General features: G+C 39.7%; 19 protein-coding genes, 1 tRNA gene and 1 riboswitch. Of the genes, 6 read left to right on the plus strand and 14 right to left on the minus strand.

All coding sequences use genetic code 11. The features are described 5' to 3' along the window. Positions 1 to 120: 120 nt before the first annotated feature. The 4 genes from mgtA to trpS form a co-directional block, all read right to left on the minus strand. Positions 121 to 2811 carry a magnesium-translocating P-type ATPase gene (mgtA, locus tag PT287_RS01225; protein ID WP_277131973.1) on the minus strand — a complete coding sequence of 897 codons (2691 nt, stop codon included), beginning with the start codon at positions 2809 to 2811 and terminating at the stop codon, positions 121 to 123. A 94-nt stretch (positions 2812 to 2905) separates the two neighbouring features. Next, positions 2906 to 3069, minus strand: a riboswitch (M-box (ykoK) riboswitch). 113 nt (positions 3070 to 3182) lie between these two features. Then, positions 3183 to 3824 (minus strand): TPM domain-containing protein, encoded by a 642-nt coding sequence (locus PT287_RS01230; RefSeq protein WP_277132452.1) that lies wholly within the window; start codon positions 3822 to 3824, stop codon positions 3183 to 3185. Beyond that, positions 3781 to 4260 (minus strand): deaminase, encoded by a 480-nt coding sequence (locus tag PT287_RS01235; RefSeq protein WP_277131974.1) that lies wholly within the window; start codon positions 4258 to 4260, stop codon positions 3781 to 3783. Before PT287_RS01235 ends, PT287_RS01230 begins: the two co-directional genes overlap by 44 nt. Before the next feature lie 5 nt (positions 4261 to 4265). Further along, complete coding sequence (gene trpS, locus PT287_RS01240) at positions 4266 to 5288, minus strand: tryptophan--tRNA ligase (protein WP_277131975.1); 1023 nt, start codon at positions 5286 to 5288, stop codon at positions 4266 to 4268. Between the two features lie 99 nt (positions 5289 to 5387). Between trpS and PT287_RS01245 the strand changes: the two genes are divergently transcribed. After that, positions 5388 to 5990, plus strand: coding sequence for an SOS response-associated peptidase family protein (locus PT287_RS01245; protein WP_277131976.1), 603 nt, complete (start codon positions 5388 to 5390; stop codon positions 5988 to 5990). Positions 5991 to 6074: 84 nt separating this feature from the next. On the opposite strand, the gene PT287_RS01250 is transcribed toward PT287_RS01245, so the two are convergent. Both PT287_RS01250 and PT287_RS01255 read right to left on the minus strand, forming a co-directional pair. After that, complete coding sequence (locus PT287_RS01250; protein WP_277131977.1) at positions 6075 to 7520, minus strand: SLAP domain-containing protein; 1446 nt, start codon at positions 7518 to 7520, stop codon at positions 6075 to 6077. Between the two features lie 319 nt (positions 7521 to 7839). Continuing rightward, the gene (locus PT287_RS01255; protein WP_277131978.1) at positions 7840 to 8073 is read right to left on the minus strand and encodes a hypothetical protein; all 234 of its coding nucleotides are present in this window, start codon (positions 8071 to 8073) and stop codon (positions 7840 to 7842) included. 191 nt (positions 8074 to 8264) lie between these two features. On the opposite strand from PT287_RS01255, the gene PT287_RS01260 reads away from it, so the two are divergent. Next, on the plus strand, positions 8265 to 9527 hold the full coding sequence (locus PT287_RS01260) for an FIVAR domain-containing protein (RefSeq protein ID WP_277131979.1): 1263 nt from the start codon (positions 8265 to 8267) through the stop codon (positions 9525 to 9527). Between the two features lie 374 nt (positions 9528 to 9901). Here the strand turns inward: PT287_RS01260 and PT287_RS01265 are convergent, their stop codons facing one another. Beyond that, positions 9902 to 10057: a hypothetical protein gene (locus PT287_RS01265; protein ID WP_277131980.1), complete on the minus strand. Its 156-nt coding sequence runs from the start codon at positions 10055 to 10057 to the stop codon at positions 9902 to 9904. A 227-nt stretch (positions 10058 to 10284) separates the two neighbouring features. Here PT287_RS01265 and PT287_RS01270 point away from each other — a divergent pair. Then, positions 10285 to 10355 (plus strand) — tRNA-Gly (locus tag PT287_RS01270). Between the two features lie 44 nt (positions 10356 to 10399). Here the strand turns inward: PT287_RS01270 and PT287_RS01275 are convergent. From PT287_RS01275 to greA, 4 genes are all read right to left on the minus strand, one after another. Continuing rightward, the gene (locus PT287_RS01275) at positions 10400 to 11062 is read right to left on the minus strand and encodes a type II CAAX endopeptidase family protein (protein ID WP_277131981.1); all 663 of its coding nucleotides are present in this window, start codon (positions 11060 to 11062) and stop codon (positions 10400 to 10402) included. Positions 11063 to 11135: 73 nt separating this feature from the next. Further along, positions 11136 to 11507: a hypothetical protein gene (locus PT287_RS01280; RefSeq protein WP_277131982.1), complete on the minus strand. Its 372-nt coding sequence runs from the start codon at positions 11505 to 11507 to the stop codon at positions 11136 to 11138. Next, positions 11500 to 12813, minus strand: a complete 1314-nt coding sequence (locus PT287_RS01285; RefSeq protein WP_277131983.1) for a Y-family DNA polymerase — start codon at positions 12811 to 12813, stop codon at positions 11500 to 11502. Before PT287_RS01285 ends, PT287_RS01280 begins: the two co-directional genes overlap by 8 nt. 176 nt (positions 12814 to 12989) lie before the next feature. Further along, positions 12990 to 13451, minus strand: coding sequence for a transcription elongation factor GreA (gene greA, locus PT287_RS01290; RefSeq protein WP_277131984.1), 462 nt, complete (start codon positions 13449 to 13451; stop codon positions 12990 to 12992). 207 nt (positions 13452 to 13658) lie between these two features. Here greA and PT287_RS01295 point away from each other — a divergent pair, with 207 nt between their 5' ends. The 3 genes from PT287_RS01295 (at position 13659) to PT287_RS01305 (ending at position 16950) form a co-directional block, all read left to right on the plus strand. Next, the gene (locus PT287_RS01295; protein ID WP_277131985.1) at positions 13659 to 14081 is read left to right on the plus strand and encodes an Hsp20/alpha crystallin family protein; all 423 of its coding nucleotides are present in this window, start codon (positions 13659 to 13661) and stop codon (positions 14079 to 14081) included. 137 nt (positions 14082 to 14218) lie between these two features. After that, entirely contained in the window at positions 14219 to 15541 is a 1323-nt protein-coding gene (locus PT287_RS01300) for a C1 family peptidase (RefSeq protein WP_277131986.1), read from the plus strand. A 92-nt stretch (positions 15542 to 15633) separates the two neighbouring features. After that, positions 15634 to 16950: a C1 family peptidase gene (locus tag PT287_RS01305; RefSeq protein WP_277131987.1), complete on the plus strand. Its 1317-nt coding sequence runs from the start codon at positions 15634 to 15636 to the stop codon at positions 16948 to 16950. Between the two features lie 56 nt (positions 16951 to 17006). Here PT287_RS01305 and PT287_RS01310 read toward each other — a convergent pair whose 3' ends face one another. The 3 genes from PT287_RS01310 to PT287_RS01320 form a co-directional block, all read right to left on the minus strand. Then, the gene (locus PT287_RS01310; RefSeq protein WP_277131988.1) at positions 17007 to 17870 is read right to left on the minus strand and encodes an MFS transporter; all 864 of its coding nucleotides are present in this window, start codon (positions 17868 to 17870) and stop codon (positions 17007 to 17009) included. After that, the gene (locus tag PT287_RS01315; RefSeq protein WP_277131989.1) at positions 17830 to 18228 is read right to left on the minus strand and encodes an MFS transporter; all 399 of its coding nucleotides are present in this window, start codon (positions 18226 to 18228) and stop codon (positions 17830 to 17832) included. Before PT287_RS01315 ends, PT287_RS01310 begins: the two co-directional genes overlap by 41 nt. Before the next feature lie 136 nt (positions 18229 to 18364). Continuing rightward, positions 18365 to 19303 carry a nucleoside hydrolase gene (locus tag PT287_RS01320; protein ID WP_277131990.1) on the minus strand — a complete coding sequence of 313 codons (939 nt, stop codon included), beginning with the start codon at positions 19301 to 19303 and terminating at the stop codon, positions 18365 to 18367.

The following is a 19303-nucleotide window of genomic DNA, read 5'->3' on the forward strand; positions in this document are numbered from 1 at the left end:
CATCAGTTTTATTGTACTATTATGTTATAACACCATTACAAATAGAAAGCAAATTACTTAATGAGAGCATCAAAAAAACGACTGAGGTAAGAACCTAAGCCGCCTTTTTAGCATTAACAGTTAAATTAAGAATTTTTCACCTTTTAAATAAAAGTGCTTGACGATTGTCGTCAATAAAATATAAAGAATCAAAATACCCAAAATGACCCACATGTAGCTAAGTGGCATTGGACCAAACTTCAGTGCATCGGCAACAACGGAGAATGGCAATAGTGTACCGATAATCCCTGCGCCAAAGGTTGCCAAGATAACAGCATAAGTTGCGTGCTGCTGAATGAACGGCAAGTGACGATCACGCAAAGCATGAATAACCATTTCCTGTGTCCATAGCGACTCAATAAACCACCCGGTATGAAACAAGGCCACAAAGGCAACTTGCTGAGCTGGTGAAATCGCGGTATAGCTGCCGCCAACAAGTCGTGGACAAATTATGAAGTATAGCAATGCGAACGTCACAATGTCAAAGACCGAAGAGGTCGGACCAAAGTAAAACATAAACTTCGGCAATTTCTTAGTCGACCAAGTTCGCGGCTGCTTCAAGTATTCATCCGACATTGTATCAAACGGTAGTGACAAGCAACTCGTACCATACAGTAAGTCCAGAATTAACAGCTGCAGCGGCAACATCGGCAAGAATGGCAAGAACGATGAGGCAACTAAAATCGATAAAATGTTACCAAAGTTTGAAGACAGGGTAATCTTGATATACTTCATCGTGTTACCAAAGACCTTCCGACCAATTCTGACGCCCTTTTCCAGCACATTCAAATCCTTGTGCAGCAAAATAATGTCAGCTGACTCCTTGGCAATATCAACCGCAGTATCAACAGAAATCGAGACATCAGCGGCCTTCATTGCGGGAGCATCGTTAATGCCATCACCCATGTAGCCAACTGTGTGCCCATTTTGCTTGAGCAAATTAATAATCTTCGTCTTGTCTTCTGGTGACAACTTAACAAAGATGTTGCATTCTTCAACCATCTTAGCCAATTCTTCAGGACTCTTACCATCTAAATCAGCACCAGAATACACGTTATCAACGTTTAACCCAACTTGCAGGCCAACCGTTCTTGTGACAGCCTCATTGTCGCCCGTTAGGATTTTGACATTAATTCCATCGCTCTTTAACTTAGCCAAAGCATTCTTGGCACTTTCTTTTGGTGGATCAAGGAAGGCTAGAAAGCCACACAAAATCAGGTTGCTTTCATCTTTAGTGGAGAACTCACCAACTGGTGCGGGATTAGGCTTATACCCCAGCATAATTACCCGCAGACCGTCATCATTCATGTTGTCAATCTTGGCCATGACCTTTTGTTTGCGCTCTGGAGTTAATGCCAAAATTTGCCCGTCAACTTCAACACGGTTGGAAACAGCAATCATTTCTTCTGCAGCACCCTTAGTTACCAAGAGGTGCTCGCCGTGCTCACGGTCTGAGTTTTCAACCACAACACTCATGCGCCGTCTGGAAAAGTCAAACGGAATTTCATCAATCTTGTGATAATCACGCTGAATTTCGTTAACATCGAGCTCATCACCAGCTGCTTCAATTATTGCCTTATCGATCAGATTTTTCATCCCTGTTTGGTAATAAGAATTGAGGTAACCCAACTCCAAAATTTTAGGCGTTTCCCGCAAATTTAAATCATAGTGCCTCTCCAAAACGACCTTGTCCTGCGTTAACGTCCCCGTCTTATCGGTACAGAGCACGTCAGCCGAGCCAAAGTTTTGAATCGAATTCATCTTTTTAACAATTGTGCCGTGCTTGGACATTTCAACGGAGCCTTTAACCAAGTTGGTCGTCACAATCACTGGCAGCATTTCTGGTGTCAGTCCCACAGCTGTTGCAATCGCAAAGATTAAGGCATCAATCCAGTTGCCCTTTGTCAAACCGTTAATGATGAGCACCAGCGGCGCAATAATCGCGGTCATGGTAATCAACAATTTCGAAATATTTTTAATGCCGACATCAAAGGACGTATTCTTGACGTCACTTCTAGCAATATCATGAGCCAGCTTGCCAAACATGGTGTGTGACCCCGTCGCAAAGACGACACCAAGTCCAGCGCCGGAAACAATCGTTGTCCCCTCATATAAAACATTGGGGTAATCCAGATAATCACGGTCCCTACCTACGCCGGGTCTCTTAGTGGCAATCTTTTCCACAGGACTTGACTCACCGTTGAGTGAGCTTGACGAACAGAAGAGGTCCTTACTCGAAAGTAGCCGCATGTCAGCAGGCACTAAGTCTCCTGCCCCAAGCCGAATAACATCACCGATAACCACTTGATCAGTCGGGATTTCTTGGTCCTTGCCATCGCGGATAACATCAGTAGTAACCGACACCATCTTCAGCAGTGAATTAACGGCATTAGACGACTTAATATTCTGGATAAAACTGGTAATCCCGGATATTAAAACCATTGTCACCATAATCAATACCGTACTTAAATCTTTCTGTCCAACCGGGACAAAAATATAGTCGGTAAACAGCGACAGCGTTGCTAGAACTAACAAAACCAAGGTAAACGGTGTAATAAACGCCTCGGCTAAAAAGCGCAGCTTAGAATCGTGTTTGTTTGAGGCGATCTGATTCGATCCATATTCCTCACGATTTTTATCAGCCTGCTTACTAGATAGCCCGTTACTGCTCGCGTGGAGCCGTGCCAACGTTTCGGCACGTGTCTCCTTGGCAATTGCTTTAACCCGCTGCAAGTCTTTGCTTTCAGCCTGGTTATTAGGTTTTCTCAGCATCCTTACCACTCCTTATTTAAAAATCTCAAACAAACTAAAAAAGCCGCATGCAAAAGCTGCAGGCGACCTTCTTTTAAACAAGGTATCATATATTATAATATACTCGTCGTTCAGTTTTAACACTACGTGACGTAAGCACATGCTAGCTATCTGGATCTCGCCTTAAATCGACGACACCTATTTAACTCGTTGGCATCTCTGGATGTTTCTGGGCGATAGCGTGTGTTCACGTAGGAGTCTCACCTAACAGTTTATTTGTTTTATTGAATTTACATAGTGAGTGTAATCCATAACTGTGGACCAAGTCAACTAATTTAGTCTAAATTATTTATAAAAAGCAGAATAATATTTCCCAATATATTAATCGCTGACTACTTTTTCATTCGGTTTTTAGGTTGTAAATTATGCCGGAAAAAGTAGTATAACCCGGCTACTACAATAACTAATGCTAAAGCTATTGGGAGCGCCAAACGATGAGGATGGGCAATCTGCGAGCGCTCATCATTAGTTAAGTCATACTTGTCAAAGGAATATTGATATTGCTGGTCAATCGTGGTTGCACACGCACGAAAAACAAAACGCAGTCCCTTGTTAAACTCGGTCTTACTATTGCTGCGCAATTGGTCCGATTGTGAGCGGATAATGTTGCCGCGCGTATCTGCCGTAAAGGCTGCGTGCAAGTCTTTACTCGAAAAAATCTGCACATTGCGCTTTTTACCCTTAGTGCCAACAATGATAAAAACCGTCCGCTTCGACTTGGCCAAATTTTTGGGTGTTAACCCATCAATTCGGTTAAATGTGCGAACTACAATTTGCGGCTGCTCACTAGTTTGCCAATAACGGTCATTTTTAGCAGTAATTAATGCTTTAGTCGCATGATTTAGCAAGTGACTATTATCCTGAATATTTGTATTTGAAAAACCGGTTAATGTACAAAAAAGACCAATTAAAACGGTGATTAATGTCAGCTTAGTTTTCAGCGTCTTCCAGTTTATGCGCCAATTGTTCCACATACTTGCGGTCAATTTTAATTTGCTCATAGGGAACCCCACAATCTTTGAATAGTGCAATTGCCAGTGGACTATCATGATAATCAAAATAATAGTTAATTTTTTTAACTCCAGCCTGAACTAAGGATTTAGCACAATTATAACAAGGAAAATGCGTGACGTAGATTTCCGTGTTGTCCGTTGAGACACCATTTCTAGCACATTGAATCAGTGAATTCATCTCTGAATGAATTGTCCGCACGCAGTGCCCGTCAACTAGTTGGTGGCCAACATCATCGCAATGTGGCGCACCAGTCACAGACCCATTATAGCCAGTTCCAATAATGCGATTATCCTTAACTAGCACATTACCAACAAGCGCCCGATCACACGTTGAACGCTGGGCAATCACTAAAGCTTGCATCATAAAATATTGTTTCCACGGAATTCGATCACGCATTGTATTTACCTCTTGTCAAAGTAATTTAAGCCAATTGCATCCCGGACTTGTCGTAAAGTCTCGTTAGCAACGGCATTAGCCTTCTTCGAGCCCTCAATTAACATTTCATAGACAGCATCTTCATCTTGCGCAAATTTTGCTCGCCGCTGACGAATTGGTGCTAATTCTGCTTCCAAAACTTTATTTAAGTAACGCTTAATTTTGACATCACCCAGACCACCTTTTTGGTAATCTGCCTTCAATTGCGCTACCTTATCCTTATCAGGATCAAAAATATCAAGATATGTAAAAACAGTGTTGCCTTCAATCTTACCCGGATCCTCAACGTGGACGTGATCTGGATCAGTGTACATTGACATAACCTTCTTTTGCACCGTCTCCGCATCATCTGACAAGTAAATGGCATTGTTTAATGACTTAGACATCTTGGCATTGCCGTCAAGACCCGGCAGACGACCACTGCCGTCTTCTGGGAAGTAACCCTTAGGCTCAACTAGAACATCACAATTGTACACACGGTTAAAGGTGCGCACGATTTCCCGTGCTTGCTCAATCATTGGTTCCTGATCATCACCAGCGGGAACAAGTGCTGCTTTAAAGGCAGTGATATCTGCTGCCTGTGAAACTGGATAGTTCAAAAAGCCAACTGGAATTGAATCATTAAAGCCTTTTTGCTTAATTTCGGTCTTAACAGTTGGATTACGTTCAAGCCGGCTAACAGTCACTAAGTCCATGTAGTAAGCCGTTAACTCAAACAATGCCGGAATTTGTGATTGTACAAAAATCGTGGAAATTTCTGGATTAATGCCAACAGCTAGGTAGTCTAGTGCTACCTGAATTAAGCTGTTGCGGATTTTTTCGGGATTGCGCGCATTATCAGTTAAAGCTTGCGTGTCGGCAATCATGATAAATGGTTGATACTCACCCGAATTTTGAAGCATTACTCGGTTCTTCAACGAGCCAATGTAGTGTCCAATGTGGAGCTTTCCAGTTGGGCGGTCACCTGTTAAAATAATTTTCTTATCCATCTGTTTTTTGGGCCTTCTTTAAAAATCAAAATCTTATTTAACATAATTGTTATACTTGATTTTACCAAAAATCAAACAATGATTAAACCTAGAGGAAAAATGTGTAATCAATTCCAATTGCCTAACTTGGCAGAAATCAAAAAATATTTAGTAGCAGACCTTAACTTGCCGTTGACCGAGCCAGCGCCTAACCTCCCGCAAAGTCAGGCTGTCTTTCCTAAAGAAGACGCACCCGTCTTGCTCTACCAAAATAACCAATTACAATTAGTGCCCAAATCTTGGGGTTATCCTAGCCCAGTTGACAATAAAAAAGTGATTTTTAACGCCCGCGTTGAACGCTTTTTTGAAAATAAACCGTCGATGTGGGATTCATCCTTTGCCAAATCACGGTGCATTATCATTACCAAGCAATTCTGGGAATCTGGACATCAAACTTATGCAGTTAATGGTCACACCTATCATGAGCGCTATAGTTTTCGCGACCCCAATGCATCCCTAACTTTGATTGCCGGTATTTACCAAGGCGACCATTTTTCAATGGTAACAACTAAGCCCAACGCTGACATGGCACCAATCCATGACCGGATGCCGCTAATCATTACCGCAGCAGAATTGCGCCGCTGGCTGTTTCAAAATTTTACTAGCCTGATTGATCGTAGTCAGCTGCCATTAACCGTTAAGAAAATGCCGCAGAAAGAGTAACTACGAAAAGAAATAAAAAAACATTAGCTCAAATAGAAAAGCTAATGTTTTTTATTCATAAATAATTAAGTTAATCAGTTATCTTTAATTTTCTTCAGCATAATCATTAATATTTAAAATCTGCTGAGTTTTCTTTTCAGTTTTATTATTATACACAGTAAGCGTTAACTTAGTTTTGTCTTTATTAAATTCTACTTCTGTATTACTATTTGTCCCATTATAGACTTGAGCAGCATCAGCTTTTGCCAAGCTTTCAATCTGACTGGCTTCATCTTTACTTAACTTATTAATATCCTTAACTACTACTTTTTTACCATTCAAATTTTTAGCCGCATCTTGTAAACTCCAAATAGCCTGATTTATTTCTGCTTGCGTTGGCTGGGATTCTTGAATAACCTTGTTTCCATTATCAATAGCATGTAAATATGTATTCCTTTCTAGATATCTGCCGAACTTATATGGAGCGCTATTCTTAATGCTTGATTCTTTATCTAACACGGTTTGGAGTTTTTGTTTATCACTATTAGAAGCTGATACTGCAGCATTTTTGGCATCATTTACTGAATTTATTACTTCTAATCTTGGCCCATAAATATACTTATTATCTTTAGCTTTAATAAAATCTGTAGAATCACTAAATGAGCCTTCTTTAGATTTATCACTTAACCTATAAAATAACTCTGCTTGATTATCACCTGGAACCCAAATATATAACAATTCATCGACAGGTAGTTCTTTATATCCTTGAACTATATTTTTGCTCTTTTGTTTTCCATTAATATCATAAACTGGAGTATTTTTATTTATCATTACGGTTGTATAGTTACTGTATGGCAATAATAATTGACGTGTAGCAACTTTCACTTTATCTGTATAAATGTATTCATTTTGGTCTTTTATACCATAGAATGCAGAAGGAGTATTGCCATCTATTTCATAATAATTCATATCTAAAGCAGAAGGTGCAGCTTCACGATTTACGATTACAGTCTTGCCTATCTTTATTTTTTTACCAGTATTATTTCTATGATCGTCAAATACATCTAATCCATCTTTAGAATTAGGAGTTACATGTTCAACAGTGGCAACAGTCTGATTTGTATACAAGTTATTGCCAATAATTTTATCAACATTTACAGCTTTAACATAGCCACCATGGCCAATACTATAATACTCTTGTCCCTTGATTGTCTTGTATGGCAAATAGAACCAATTCCAGTTATCATCATGGAAAGAATATCTAACTGTACTTGGATCATCTATTGCTTTAACCTTTTTAGCATAGCTAATCCTTGTACCCTTTTTAAGCAAACCATTAGTTCTTTGATAAGAATATAACTTTTGTCCCTTTTTGTTATAAATACGGGTATTATGATTTAACGTTAATGTTCCATCTGCTACGGTTTTATTTTGAGTTTGGTCAGTAGTTTGTGCTGCGTGAGCTTGATTAGTAGTAATAATTGAGCCTGCTGAGGTTGTTGCCAAAATAACTGCCGCCAAATTTACTATTAATTTTTTGTTTTTTTTCATTTCTATACCTCATAAAAAACAAATAATATATTTATTAAATTTTAGTTTATACTTCAAAGTAATAAGTTTCTACTATTTCTTAAACAAAAAGAGTGAGTAAAAATTCTTATTCCAATGCTAACTTTACATATTGCATAAAATAAAATAGTTGCCTCATTATTAACCAAGACTTGGGCAATTTGATACCACAGGTCTAACTTATTAGCCAGAGGTTTATTATGCTCTTGAATGTAGGGGTATAGTCCTACAAACAGAAAAGCAATAATTACAGACAGGGTACTTAACAATTGCAAAATATCAGTTAAGTTGTTCATTATAATCACTCTTTTCTTTTAGCAGCTCCAGTTTGTTCTGCTTTTAATCTCCTAATTTCTTCTTTTAAACGATCAATTTCATCTTCATCATCACGAAACTTAGTATGATAATATTTCACGTCATCATAGAGACGTTTACGTTCTTCTTCATCAGATTCATGCTTTGACTTTACACGCCATTGATAGAAACCGATTAGCATCGAAACAAGTCCACCAAAGGCGGTAGAGGTCAGTAGCATTAAAATGGTTTTATCCAACTCTACCCGCCCTTTCTTGGCTTCTTTAAACTTATAAAAGCACAATTAATATAGCACTGTTTTCTTATCTATACAAACACACGTTCGTAGATTAAGAACAGTTATTGCTTAAACTTATCTTGCTATTGAACTATAATGGGTATAATTATTATTTCCATTTATGAGGTGAATATATGAAATTAAGTAAAAAAATTCTTCTTGGTTCGATTGCTGGTATTTTGACTTTAGGTGCTGGATTTCCAATATCACAACAGCCTATATCTACACCTGTTGCTGCAGCGACAACTTCAAGTACTAACACTCTAAAATTAGTTCATGGAGCTTATGTTTATAATAAAAAGGGTAAACGCCTAACGAAATATCGTGGTAGCCGGTATAACACTCATTTACACAAAGGTACTAATATTAAGTACGCTGGAACAATCCAGCCTATTGAAAAAGGTAGCAAGCAATACTACTTATTAAATGATGACAACTACAATCAATCATGGTTACCCTATAAAAAAATCAAGGGTAAATATTATTACAACATTGGTCACGGTGGTTACATCAATGCAGCTAATGTTAGTGAGATTGATGGTCACCCGCTTTATGTAGCAAGTACTACCGTTACGGTCAAAATATCAGGACCTGCAGCCAAAAATTTCAGTATCGGAACAGGAAATAATAAAATAAAAATCAAAAACGGTATGAAGCTAAAAGTAGATTATATCTTTTCTGATATTGCTGGTAATGGACTCTCTAATTTTTATCATGTTGCCAACACTGACAGCACTAATATTGTGGCAAGGTTAGTCAAAGGAAAGCCTCGTCAAAGATTGGCAACCAAAACAAACGGTACTTTTATTCAATTTGCGCAAGCTACGCCTGCCTATAGTATCAAAAGCATTTTAAACCCTAATAGCCAAAAAAATATAACTATAGACAAAGACCTAGTTGATTACAAACAAGTAATAGAGTCTGTTTATATTTGGGATAGCCAAGACAATAAAGCTGAATTATTCTATCGTTTAGTAAGCAATAAAAGTACCGATACATTAAGCGTAGCTAACGCACTTGAAAATAATCTTTTCTATATCAAAGCTGCAGACGTTAAATATATTTCAGGCCCACAATTAACTCCAATTAATACTCCCGAGGAAGCTAAAGCTGACACTAAAATTGCCACTACTAGTGACAAACAAGACTTACAAGAATTGATCGATCAAGAACCCAAGATCAAAGCTTATTCTAATTACGACAAGTACTATTCCCCTTATGGTACTTACTATGATGACTTTCTAAAACAAGCTAAAGACATTACTTCTTCAACAACAGCAAGTGTTGCAGAAATTAATCAAGCAACTTGGCTGCTAAACAGAGCCCAAGAACAACTTAAAAACGCAGATAAAGCATCAACTGACTTAAATATTGATGCATATCCTGCTAATTATTAACATAGTATTATTTCAAAAATATATAAAGAAACGCTAATATCGAAAATTATGATCTGAACCCTAAAATTAGGACAGATTATTAAACTTTAACTTAGGACTAGCTCCCGATATTTTATCGGAGCTAGTCCTTTCACTTACAGATAGTAAACCGTCTTTTAACTTTCCTACGTCTTAAATATTAAAGCAAATTGCTTTATCGCATGTCTTTAAATTTTTCTGCTTTCGTGTTAAACTATTTTTGAAATAAAAAAGAAGCTGTGCACCAACACAACTCCTTGACGTAGTTCCACTAAAAGTGGTTTACTACCTGAAATTATAATTTTTTACAAAATCGTCATTCCAGTCAGAGGTAGACGGTTTTATTTTGCTCAAAATTAATTGAGCAAACTTCTTAGCAGCTCGACTACTAGTGGCAATAGATTTATTATCACTACCGCTAACAATTGGTTCTGCTTCATTTTAGCTAAATAAAATGCTAATCCTACTAATCCAATAGCAAGAAGTAACACTAAGGCCAAAATGATTTCCAACTACCTGTCCTCCTTTCGTACAATAGATTGGAGTATGAATCCACTCATGCTCATAGGCATCAGTCCTTTCACTCACAGGTAGTAAACCGTCTTTTAACTTTTCTACGTCTTAAATATTATAGCAAACAAGCTAATATTATCGTACATTATTTATGGAAAAATAAATCTCTATCTATCAAAATTTAGCTTGGCAATATTCCTGAAACATGATAAACTATTTTAGTAACGCGGGTATAGTTTAATGGTAAAACGTTAGCTTCCCAAGCTGAAGATGCGGGTTCGATTCACGCTATCCGCTTAACTAAAAAGGCAATGATTTTTCAATCATTGCCTTTTTTATTTTTACATCATTACCATCAAAATGATGCCATTGACTACTGCTAAGTAAATCGGCATCCACAACGTCTGGGTATAGAGGTAGGACCACGCAAACAATGCGCCAAAGATTGCATTAATCACTAAGAGTGGCACCGTCGTTTGCCAGTTCAGCGCACTGAACAGAATACCCGAGGTCGCAATTCCTAAAATTGCTGTTAGCATTGTATTACGCCTGAACGCATAATTGAACAAAAACCCAGTAATTAAAAATTCCTGTAAAATCGGTAGCACAATTCCTAGCGCAACAACCAAAAACCAATACATCGCGACTGACTCATGGCGTAAATACATTGTTTGAAAACCATACAGCTTGACCTTACCGTAAGCCTGCAGCCAGGAAACAACAATGCGCAATGCTGTTACTACTAAGGTTAGGCCAATAATCATACCGAAATTGCCAAGCCACGATCCCGACAAACTACGGTCAAAAAAGCGTTGCTCACGATTGAAACGATAAATGAAAAACAGCAAAACCATTAGAGAAATTAATGCAAATAAAATTAAATTCCAAATACGAATTGGTGAATTTATAGTAACTAACTTAACCGTGCCAGCAGCCATTAAATAGCCGATGAAGTAAACAATATAGCGGAATAAGTTGCCCTCTCTTGATGCTGGTGTATTCACAAAAATTACCTCTATCCATTTGTGTACCCTACAAGTCCCATATTATAGCAAAAAAAGACAGTTTTATGAAATTTCAAATTAAATTTTTCCATTTTAATTCTATATTATTAATGTCGGCTAAAGCAACACTTTGATTAGCAATAATAATTTTATCTTCATAATAGCCACTCACGAAGCCAACAATATCCGCTGGCATACAATCATTTTCATCGACTATCTTGACTTGCACACACACCAACTGGTGATTACTGTAAGCTTCCAGTAGCCTGCTACCTATCTCCTCTTGAGTCAGCGTTCTCTTGCATGGGTGCTGGACACTGCGCTTATCGCGGTCCTTATTTATCATCATTGTATGATCACTTAGGAAAAAGCCGGTCCATTTTTTCATTCCGCGATCCTGATAATTTTTAAAAAAATCCTGCACAATTTTATCAAAATCACTCATAAGCATTCCCGCCATTATGTCCGCCCATAAGGTTGCTCCGCTGAATTGCCGTTGCCCCCTTTAACAAGCTTGAGGCCTTAACTAAACTAGTAAAGCCATACCTCTGGCGAATTTTATCAACTGTCATGACAAAATTACGTTTTTTAATCTGACGCTCTGGCTGCACAAAGAAAGTCAACTGCTGACTAGTATCAGGCACTAGCTGGCTATAATTAACGCCCAAAGTCCGAACAGTCTCGCCATGCCAATTTTTACGAAAAAGTGCCACTAATTCTGCTACTAGCAAGTCATTATCATTAGTTGGGGTAATCCTCTGTTGAACACTAAAGCCTTTCCGCTGACGCTCTGGCTGATACTGGTTGAAGCCAACTGTCAAATTGACACACCCCGCCTGCAATTGGTGCGCTCGAATTCGCGCTGCTACCTGTTCACCGATTTCACGCAAGACAATTTCAATCTCTTTCTGGTCCGTATAATCCCGCATTAAAACCTGTGAATTGCCGTAGTGCTTCATTTTGGGAACAAACTTGTCGCTGATAATACTGCGGTCAACACCCCAACTCATGGCAAACAGCTGCTCACCAATCACGCCAAATTCTTTAGTCAAAATCGCGGGATCAGTGTGGGCCAAATCATACATATTATTAATCTGCAATCGCCGTAATCGCTTCGCCGTTCGTTTGCCAATTCCCCATACATCTTCAAGATTAGGAATCTGCCAAATTGTGTCTGGTACGTCAATGTAGTGCCACGCCGCAATCATCGAACGCCGATGCTTAGCAGCAATATCCATCGCTAACTTCGCCAGCAAGGGATTTTCACCAATTCCGCAAGTTGTATACAGTCCCAAAGTTTGGCGGATCTCCTGCTGAATTTTGCGGGCAACAAGATACGGGTCGTCGCCAAACAAGTGCCATGATTTAGTCATGTCAATCATGCTTTCGTCGATTGAGTAAACGTGAATATCTTCTTCTGCCGCGTACTTACGGAAAATCTGCAGGACCTGCATACTGCGCTTGATGTAAAGGTTCATATGCGGCTCGACTAGCATTAAATCCGGCGCCTGCTTTTTAGAAGGCAAATCACGCGCACGCATCACATTAGTTAAACCGTATTTTTTCTTAGCCAAAGGTGAAGCTGCCATAATTAACCCCGACCCAAATTCAGTATCTGGCTGGTGCGATAACACTGCTAACACAGCCTTCATCGGATTAAGCCCAAGCCGAATTGCCTCGCAACTAGCAAAAAACGACTTGTTATCAATCATAAAAATTACGCGATGCGGCTCATAACGATAATCATACATATTGGCACTTCCTTATTGCAAACGTTTGTTCGCTATTAATTAAAACTATTATACGAACTTTTGTTCGAACAATCAAGAACAAGTGCGGAGTAATTAATACATTTTTTGCTCAACATTCCTATGTTTCTGAACTTAACGCAAAAGACACAATCCGAAAAAATTCAGATTGTGCCTTCTTATTTAATAGCCATGATTGTTACTTGGTACTCCCCTGCCGGAGCTGCCACAGTTACCGTTGTTTTTACCGGCTGCTTCATAATTGCCTGACCTAGCGGTGAGTCAAATGCCACTTTGCCCTCGTCTAAGTCAGCTTCCATGCGGCCAACAATGCGATATTCTTCGGTTTCATCATCACCAGCAAACTTTAATGTCACTGTTTTTCCTAAGTCAACCTTGCCATCATCGCTTTTTTCCACAATTTCGACATACTTTAATTGTTTATCCAAGTAGCGCAGCCGGCTTTGCAAGTGTCCCAAATCACGTTTGGCCTCCGTGTATTCAGTATTTTCGGATAAATCACCTAGGCTGCGTGCCTCCTGCAAGATTTTAATTCTACGAGGGCGATCCTTTTTTAGATCTGCAATTTCATCCTTAATTTTTTGGTAGCCTTCCGGTGTCATTTTTTGATAATAAACCACAAATATTACTCCTCTAGTTTTTTGATTCAAAATTATCCACAAGCAAAATAGCTAGTCATAGCAAGCTTTCTTTCTTAAATTTAGCACTCTAAAATTAAGAGTGCTAAATATTTTCATTTTTTAAATCTGCCTACTATAATAATCAGTGTAAGGAAGAAATGAAAGTCTTCTTTACCAATAATTTAATTTTGAAAGGAAGTTTTTACTATGGCACAAGATTTAACGAATCGTCACAATAACTTATTTGACGCAATGAATGATTGGTTTGACCTTCCACAGAAATTTTTTGATGATAACGAAATGGCAAAATTAATGCAGGCAGATGTTGCCGAAAACGACAAGAACTATGTTGTTAAGGTTGACATGCCCGGCATGGACAAAGAAAAGATTAATTTAAACTATAGTAACGGGATTTTGAGTGTATCCGGCTCTAGAAAGTCATTCAAGGATTTGTCTAAAGATGACAGCCTTATCCATCGTGAAAGAAGCGAAGGACACATTTCTCGCAGCTTTAGATTACCAAATGTAGTTGCAAGTGAGATTCATGCAAAGTATGATAAAGGTGTATTGACTATCACCCTGCCAAAGCAAAATGCTGGCAGCAATGATAACTCGATTTCAATCGATTAACTTATTATTATACTTGCAAGAAGTCTCAGATAAGTTGCCAATACAAGTAATTCTCTAAAACGAGTTCAGCTATTGAACTCGTTTTTCTTTTGCCCTAAAATATTTATTAATAATTAATTAAAAAGGAGTATTACTCAATGAACCATCAACTCTCATTTCAAAAATTGGCAAAATATTCTGCTGACTTCAATAAGCAACCACAAAATCAAGTTATTGCCCGCGCTGCCCAAAAGGGTGGCATTTTCACGGCTTCTTATAATGAGCAAAAGGCCAGTAATGACCTTAATCGCGTCTTCTCGACAGAACTTGATGTCGGCCAAGTTACAGCACAAAAGCATTCCGGACGCTGCTGGGAATTTGCTGCCCTCAATGTTTTACGTCATTACTTTGGTAAAAAGTACCACATCAAAGATTTCACTTTCTCACAAAGTTATAATTTTTTCTGGGATAAAATCGAACGCGCCAATATTTTTTACAACAATATTATTAAAACGGCGGACCAAGACCTCGACTCACGAACCGTGCGCAAATATCTGGCAAGTGCTGGTCAAGACGGCGGCCATTGGCAATTAGCTGCTGCTTTAGTGCAAAAGTACGGTGTTGTCCCAAGTTATGCAATGCCTGAAAGCTTTAACGCTAACAATACCGATGCCTTGAAGATGGCTCTAGGTAAAAAAATGCGCAAAGATGCCTTGGTGCTGCGTCAATTAAAGCAAGCTGGTAAAGACGATAAAGTTGCAGAAGCACAAGACCACTTTTTAAGCGAAATTTACCGTATGACGGCGATTGCTGTTGGCGAACCACCTAAGAAATTCGACTTAGAATACCGTGACGACAATAAAAAGTATCACTTAGATAAGGATTTAACGCCGCAGACATTCTACCAAAAGTATCTTGGTGACCTCGACTTAGACGATTACGTTGTCTTAACCAATTCGCCAAACCATGAATATAACAAGTTATATGGCTACTCCGCCGACAATAATGTGGCTGGCTTATGTGAAATCAAGCTACTCAACGTCCCGATGACCTACCTTGCAGACGCAACAATTAAGCAGCTCAAGGATGGCGAAGCCGTCTGGTTTGGCAACGATGTTTTGCACGAATTAGACCGGCCGCAAGGATACCTCGACTCGCAACTTTACCAAATGGGCAGCCTCTTTGATGTCGACTTAACGATGTCCAAGGCTGATCGCTTACGAACAGGCGAAGCAAACTTCTCACATGCCATGACTTTTGTCGGTGTTGATGAAGACCAAGGCGAAGTGAAGCGCTGGAAAGTTGAAAACTCTTGGGGCGACCAAGTTGGTAAGAATGGCTACTTTGTGATGAGTACTGACTGGTTTAACGACTACGTTTATGAAGTTGCCGTTCACAAAAAGTATTTAACACCAGAGCAACTAGCTCTAGCAGAGGGACCAATTGCCGAAGACTTACCAGTTTGGGACCCATTAGGCTAATAATAAAAAACTGAGTTCAGTAATTGAACTCAGTTTTCTTTTAGCTTAAAATTAAAGAGTAATTCAAAAAAGATTAAAAAGGGAGAACAGATATGGGACACAAATTAACTGTGCAAGAACTCGAAAAGTTCGCTGACAGCTTTAACGAGAATCCGAAAAACCAAGTTGTTGCTCGCGCTGCTCAAAAGAGCGGTGTTCAGATGGCTTCATATAATGAACGCGTACAAGGTGAATTGACCCGGGTCTTTTCAACAGAATTAGATACGGAAAATGTTACTAATCAGCGCCAATCTGGTCGTTGTTGGGAATTTGCGACGCTAAATATTTTGCGCCACAACTTTGGTAAAAAATACCACGTTAAGAATTTTACCTTCTCACAAAGTTACAACTTTTTCTGGGATAAAATTGAGCGTGCCAATATTTTTTACGACAACATTTTAGCCACTGCAGATGAGCCACTCGACTCACGGACTGTTAAGGCTTATTTAAATGATGCCGGCGAAGATGGCGGTCAATTCCACATGGCTGCAGCATTAATTGAAAAATATGGTGTTGTGCCAACATACGCAATGCCAGAAAGCTTCAACACTAACAACACGAATGCCTTTGCTAAAGCCTTGGGTGACAAAATGCGCAAAGACGCCTTAGTGTTACGTGACTTAAAGCAAGCTGGCAAGGATGAAGAAATTGAGGAAAAACGGCAAGAATTTTTAAGTGAAGTTTACCAAATGACAGCAATTGCTGTTGGTGAACCACCAAAGAAATTCGACTTGGAATACCGTGATGACGATAAAAAGTATCACTTGGATAAGGATTTAACACCGCTTGAATTTTTACATAAATATATGGGCGACGTTGACTTTGACGACTATGTTGTCTTAACTAACGCCCCTGACCATGAATACGGCAAGTTATACGGCTTACCATTTGAAGATAACGTTGAGGGTTCCTACCGGATTAAGTTCCTGAATGTTCCAATGGAATATCTCGAGCAAGCTTCTGTCGCCCAATTAAAAGATGGCGAAGCTGTTTGGTTTGGTAATGATGTTGGCGAGCAAAGCGACCGTAAGCAAGGCTACCTTGACACTAACTTGTACCAGTTAGACGACTTGTTTGGCATTGATTCCAAGATGTCCAAGGCTGACCAATTGCGCACTGGTGCTGCTGCTTCAACACACGCTATGACCTTGGTTGGTGTTGATGAAGACAACGGTCACATTCGTCAATGGAAAGTTGAAAATTCTTGGGGCGAAAAGAACGGCGACAAAGGATTCTTTGTGATGACTAATGACTGGTTTAAACAATATACTTATGAAGTTGTTGTTCACAAGAAGTACCTAACACCAGAACAAGTAACTTTAGCTGAAGGCCCAATCACTGACCTGCCAGTTTGGGATTCTTTAGCCTAAAACACATTAGCTTTATAAAAAACGAGATTCGAAAATGAACCTCGTTTTTTGTTGATTTATTTTTTTAATTTAAATACTGACCTAATGCACAGGAAAAATACAACTAGTGCCAGAAGCAGAAAGACTACCAAATTTAGTTTAAGTCCCTGCAATGTCCCGACTGTAAGTGCTGCATCCCCTTTTTGCGTCATCGTTAACAGCGACGCCGCAAGTGCCGTGCCAATTGCTCCCGAATAACTTTGGGCGGTCATATAAATAGCGTTGCCATCATCCACGACCGATTCTGGTAGTTGAGCCAAACTTAGGGGCATGATATTACTGTAACTCAGCCCGAGGCCAACCATAAATGCAACATACATCACAGCCAGCAAGATAACACTGGGAGTTAATACATTTGCCAAGCCAAATATCAAGACGATAATTCCCGTCCCAACAATAATTGGTAATCTGTGACTAACGCGATCATAAATGAGGCCAGCAAGCGCGGACAGCAGTGCATCCACAACTGCGGCCGGCAAAACTAGCAGTCCAGTTGCAGCTGTTGATTCCTTAAATGCCAATTGTAAAACATTCGGTATCAAGTAAGACATCGCCAGCGACAACATTTGCAGTAAAAAGAATGCACTTAGAAAGGTTACAAAGGTGGGGCGTTGAAATAATGATAAATCCAGCAGCTTAACTGTTTGATGTTGTTCACATTTGATAAACAACATCAGGCTAATTACCGCAATGATTAGCAGCAGTAATTGCCAGAACCAATTTGCTTCGCTCGAAGTTACACTGACCACTAGTAATAGTGTAGCCGTCAGTAAGACCGCCAATAATGCTCCGCCTTGCAGGTCAAACGACAGCTGCTCCGGCTTTTTAACTTGCGTAATGCTAACTTCGCCCAATAGCCATGTCAAAATGATTACTGGCATGATTAGCCAAAACAGCTGGTGCCCATGACCAATATTTTAGTACAAGACCGCCGTAGACTGACCCTACGGCTGGTGCAAAGGCAATCACCAAGCTGCCAATGCCCATAAAGGTGCCGACAGCTTTTTTCGGAGCTTGTTCCAAAATAATTGAGAACATTAACGGCAGACAAAGACCATCCGCAATTCCTTCTAGCAGGCGGCCAAATAATATTATTGGAAATCCCGCTGCCAGACCTGCACAGCCTGTTCCAATAAGAAAGCTAACAACCCCCACGCGAAAAATGTTGAGTGCGCGCGCAAAAAGGAACCAAATGGAATTAAAATCGTCGCTACTAGCATGTAGCCCGTTGTTAACCATTGGACTGTGCTGGCAGACAAACTGAACTCACGCATCAGCATTGGAAATACAATATTCAGCGAAGTTTCAATTACAATTCCTAAAAAACTAAGTAATCCAATTGCCACAATTGAAATAACAAGTTTTGGCCGGCGCACTATTTGCTTTGCTCCAATAACTCATCAAAGCGCTTGAAGAACAGCTCCTTATTTGCCTTAGTAACCAGAGTGATTTCACGGCCATTAGGATCATCTTCCATCCGTCCTTGGGCAATACCTGAAGTAATAATACGTACTTTACGTTGCTCAACTTTAGAAACAACCTCGGGATACAGAGCACTAATCGTGGTCAATACATCCCAGAAATAAAGCTGGGCTGTTTGCACCGGTGGATTAACTAACAAGCTGTAACCCTGACCAACTAAATCCATTGCTGGATACTTGCGTAAACTTGCCCAGTGCATCCGCAATTCATCAGTCAATGGTAATTCTTCGCTGCTTTCAAGCCCCACAATTTGCATCGGAATGTGTGACGCAAGCACCCGACTGACAGCCTGAGGGTCCCAATAGGCATTCCACTCCTGCGTTCCATCAGCATTAACCATCACGACATTGCCGTGACCATCAAGTGAGCCACCCATCCAGTAAAGTTTGGCAATTTTACCTTCAATCGTTGGGTCCTCATCGAGTGCTCTTGCTAAGTCCGTCAATGGACCTGTCATAACTAGGGTAACCGGCTCAACCGCACTTTTTAGCTTAGAAATCATGTCTAGGTGAGCGGGCAATTTTGCCTGTTTGGTAATCATCTTGCCAGATTCATTTAAGATTGGTAAGTAATTAAAGGAATACGATGCTGTGCGCCATTCTTGCGGAAATTGGTTGACTGCTCGCGAGTCTGACTTGGCAACTTCCAACTTGTCACCCCGCAGATTAAAGCGGTCGGTCATCTTCCGGCAAACCTCAACTGCTGGGTCAATATAGCCATCGGCGTCAATCGCACCAACACCTAACAGCTGAATATCCGGTGCCTGTAACAACAATAAATACGAGACTAAATCGTCAATGTTACCATCGTGGTTAAAATAAATTTGTTTCAT

It is taken from the genome of Lactobacillus sp. ESL0679 (genome assembly GCF_029433515.1).
Lineage (GTDB): Bacteria > Bacillota > Bacilli > Lactobacillales > Lactobacillaceae > Lactobacillus.

Bases quoted from the DNA above. Each gene is read 5' to 3' on its own strand.
- PT287_RS01310 (WP_277131988.1), bottom strand. From the start codon at position 17,870: ATGCCAGTAATCATTTTGACATGGCTATTGGGCGAAGTTAGCATTACG.
- PT287_RS01245 (WP_277131976.1), top strand. From the start codon at position 5,388: ATGTGTAATCAATTCCAATTGCCTAACTTGGCAGAAATCAAAAAATAT.
- PT287_RS01315 (WP_277131989.1), bottom strand. From the start codon at position 18,228: ATGGTTAACAACGGGCTACATGCTAGTAGCGACGATTTTAATTCCATT.
- PT287_RS01305 (WP_277131987.1), top strand. From the start codon at position 15,634: ATGGGACACAAATTAACTGTGCAAGAACTCGAAAAGTTCGCTGACAGC.
- PT287_RS01280 (WP_277131982.1), bottom strand. From the start codon at position 11,507: ATGAGTGATTTTGATAAAATTGTGCAGGATTTTTTTAAAAATTATCAG.
- PT287_RS01250 (WP_277131977.1), bottom strand. From the start codon at position 7,520: ATGAAAAAAAACAAAAAATTAATAGTAAATTTGGCGGCAGTTATTTTG.
- mgtA (WP_277131973.1), bottom strand. From the start codon at position 2,811: ATGCTGAGAAAACCTAATAACCAGGCTGAAAGCAAAGACTTGCAGCGG.
- PT287_RS01235 (WP_277131974.1), bottom strand. From the start codon at position 4,260: ATGCGTGATCGAATTCCGTGGAAACAATATTTTATGATGCAAGCTTTA.
- PT287_RS01295 (WP_277131985.1), top strand. From the start codon at position 13,659: ATGGCACAAGATTTAACGAATCGTCACAATAACTTATTTGACGCAATG.
- PT287_RS01285 (WP_277131983.1), bottom strand. From the start codon at position 12,813: ATGTATGATTATCGTTATGAGCCGCATCGCGTAATTTTTATGATTGAT.
- PT287_RS01300 (WP_277131986.1), top strand. From the start codon at position 14,219: ATGAACCATCAACTCTCATTTCAAAAATTGGCAAAATATTCTGCTGAC.
- PT287_RS01260 (WP_277131979.1), top strand. From the start codon at position 8,265: ATGAAATTAAGTAAAAAAATTCTTCTTGGTTCGATTGCTGGTATTTTG.
- PT287_RS01255 (WP_277131978.1), bottom strand. From the start codon at position 8,073: ATGCTACTGACCTCTACCGCCTTTGGTGGACTTGTTTCGATGCTAATC.
- trpS (WP_277131975.1), bottom strand. From the start codon at position 5,288: ATGGATAAGAAAATTATTTTAACAGGTGACCGCCCAACTGGAAAGCTC.
- PT287_RS01230 (WP_277132452.1), bottom strand. From the start codon at position 3,824: ATGTGGAACAATTGGCGCATAAACTGGAAGACGCTGAAAACTAAGCTG.
- PT287_RS01320 (WP_277131990.1), bottom strand. From the start codon at position 19,303: ATGAAACAAATTTATTTTAACCACGATGGTAACATTGACGATTTAGTC.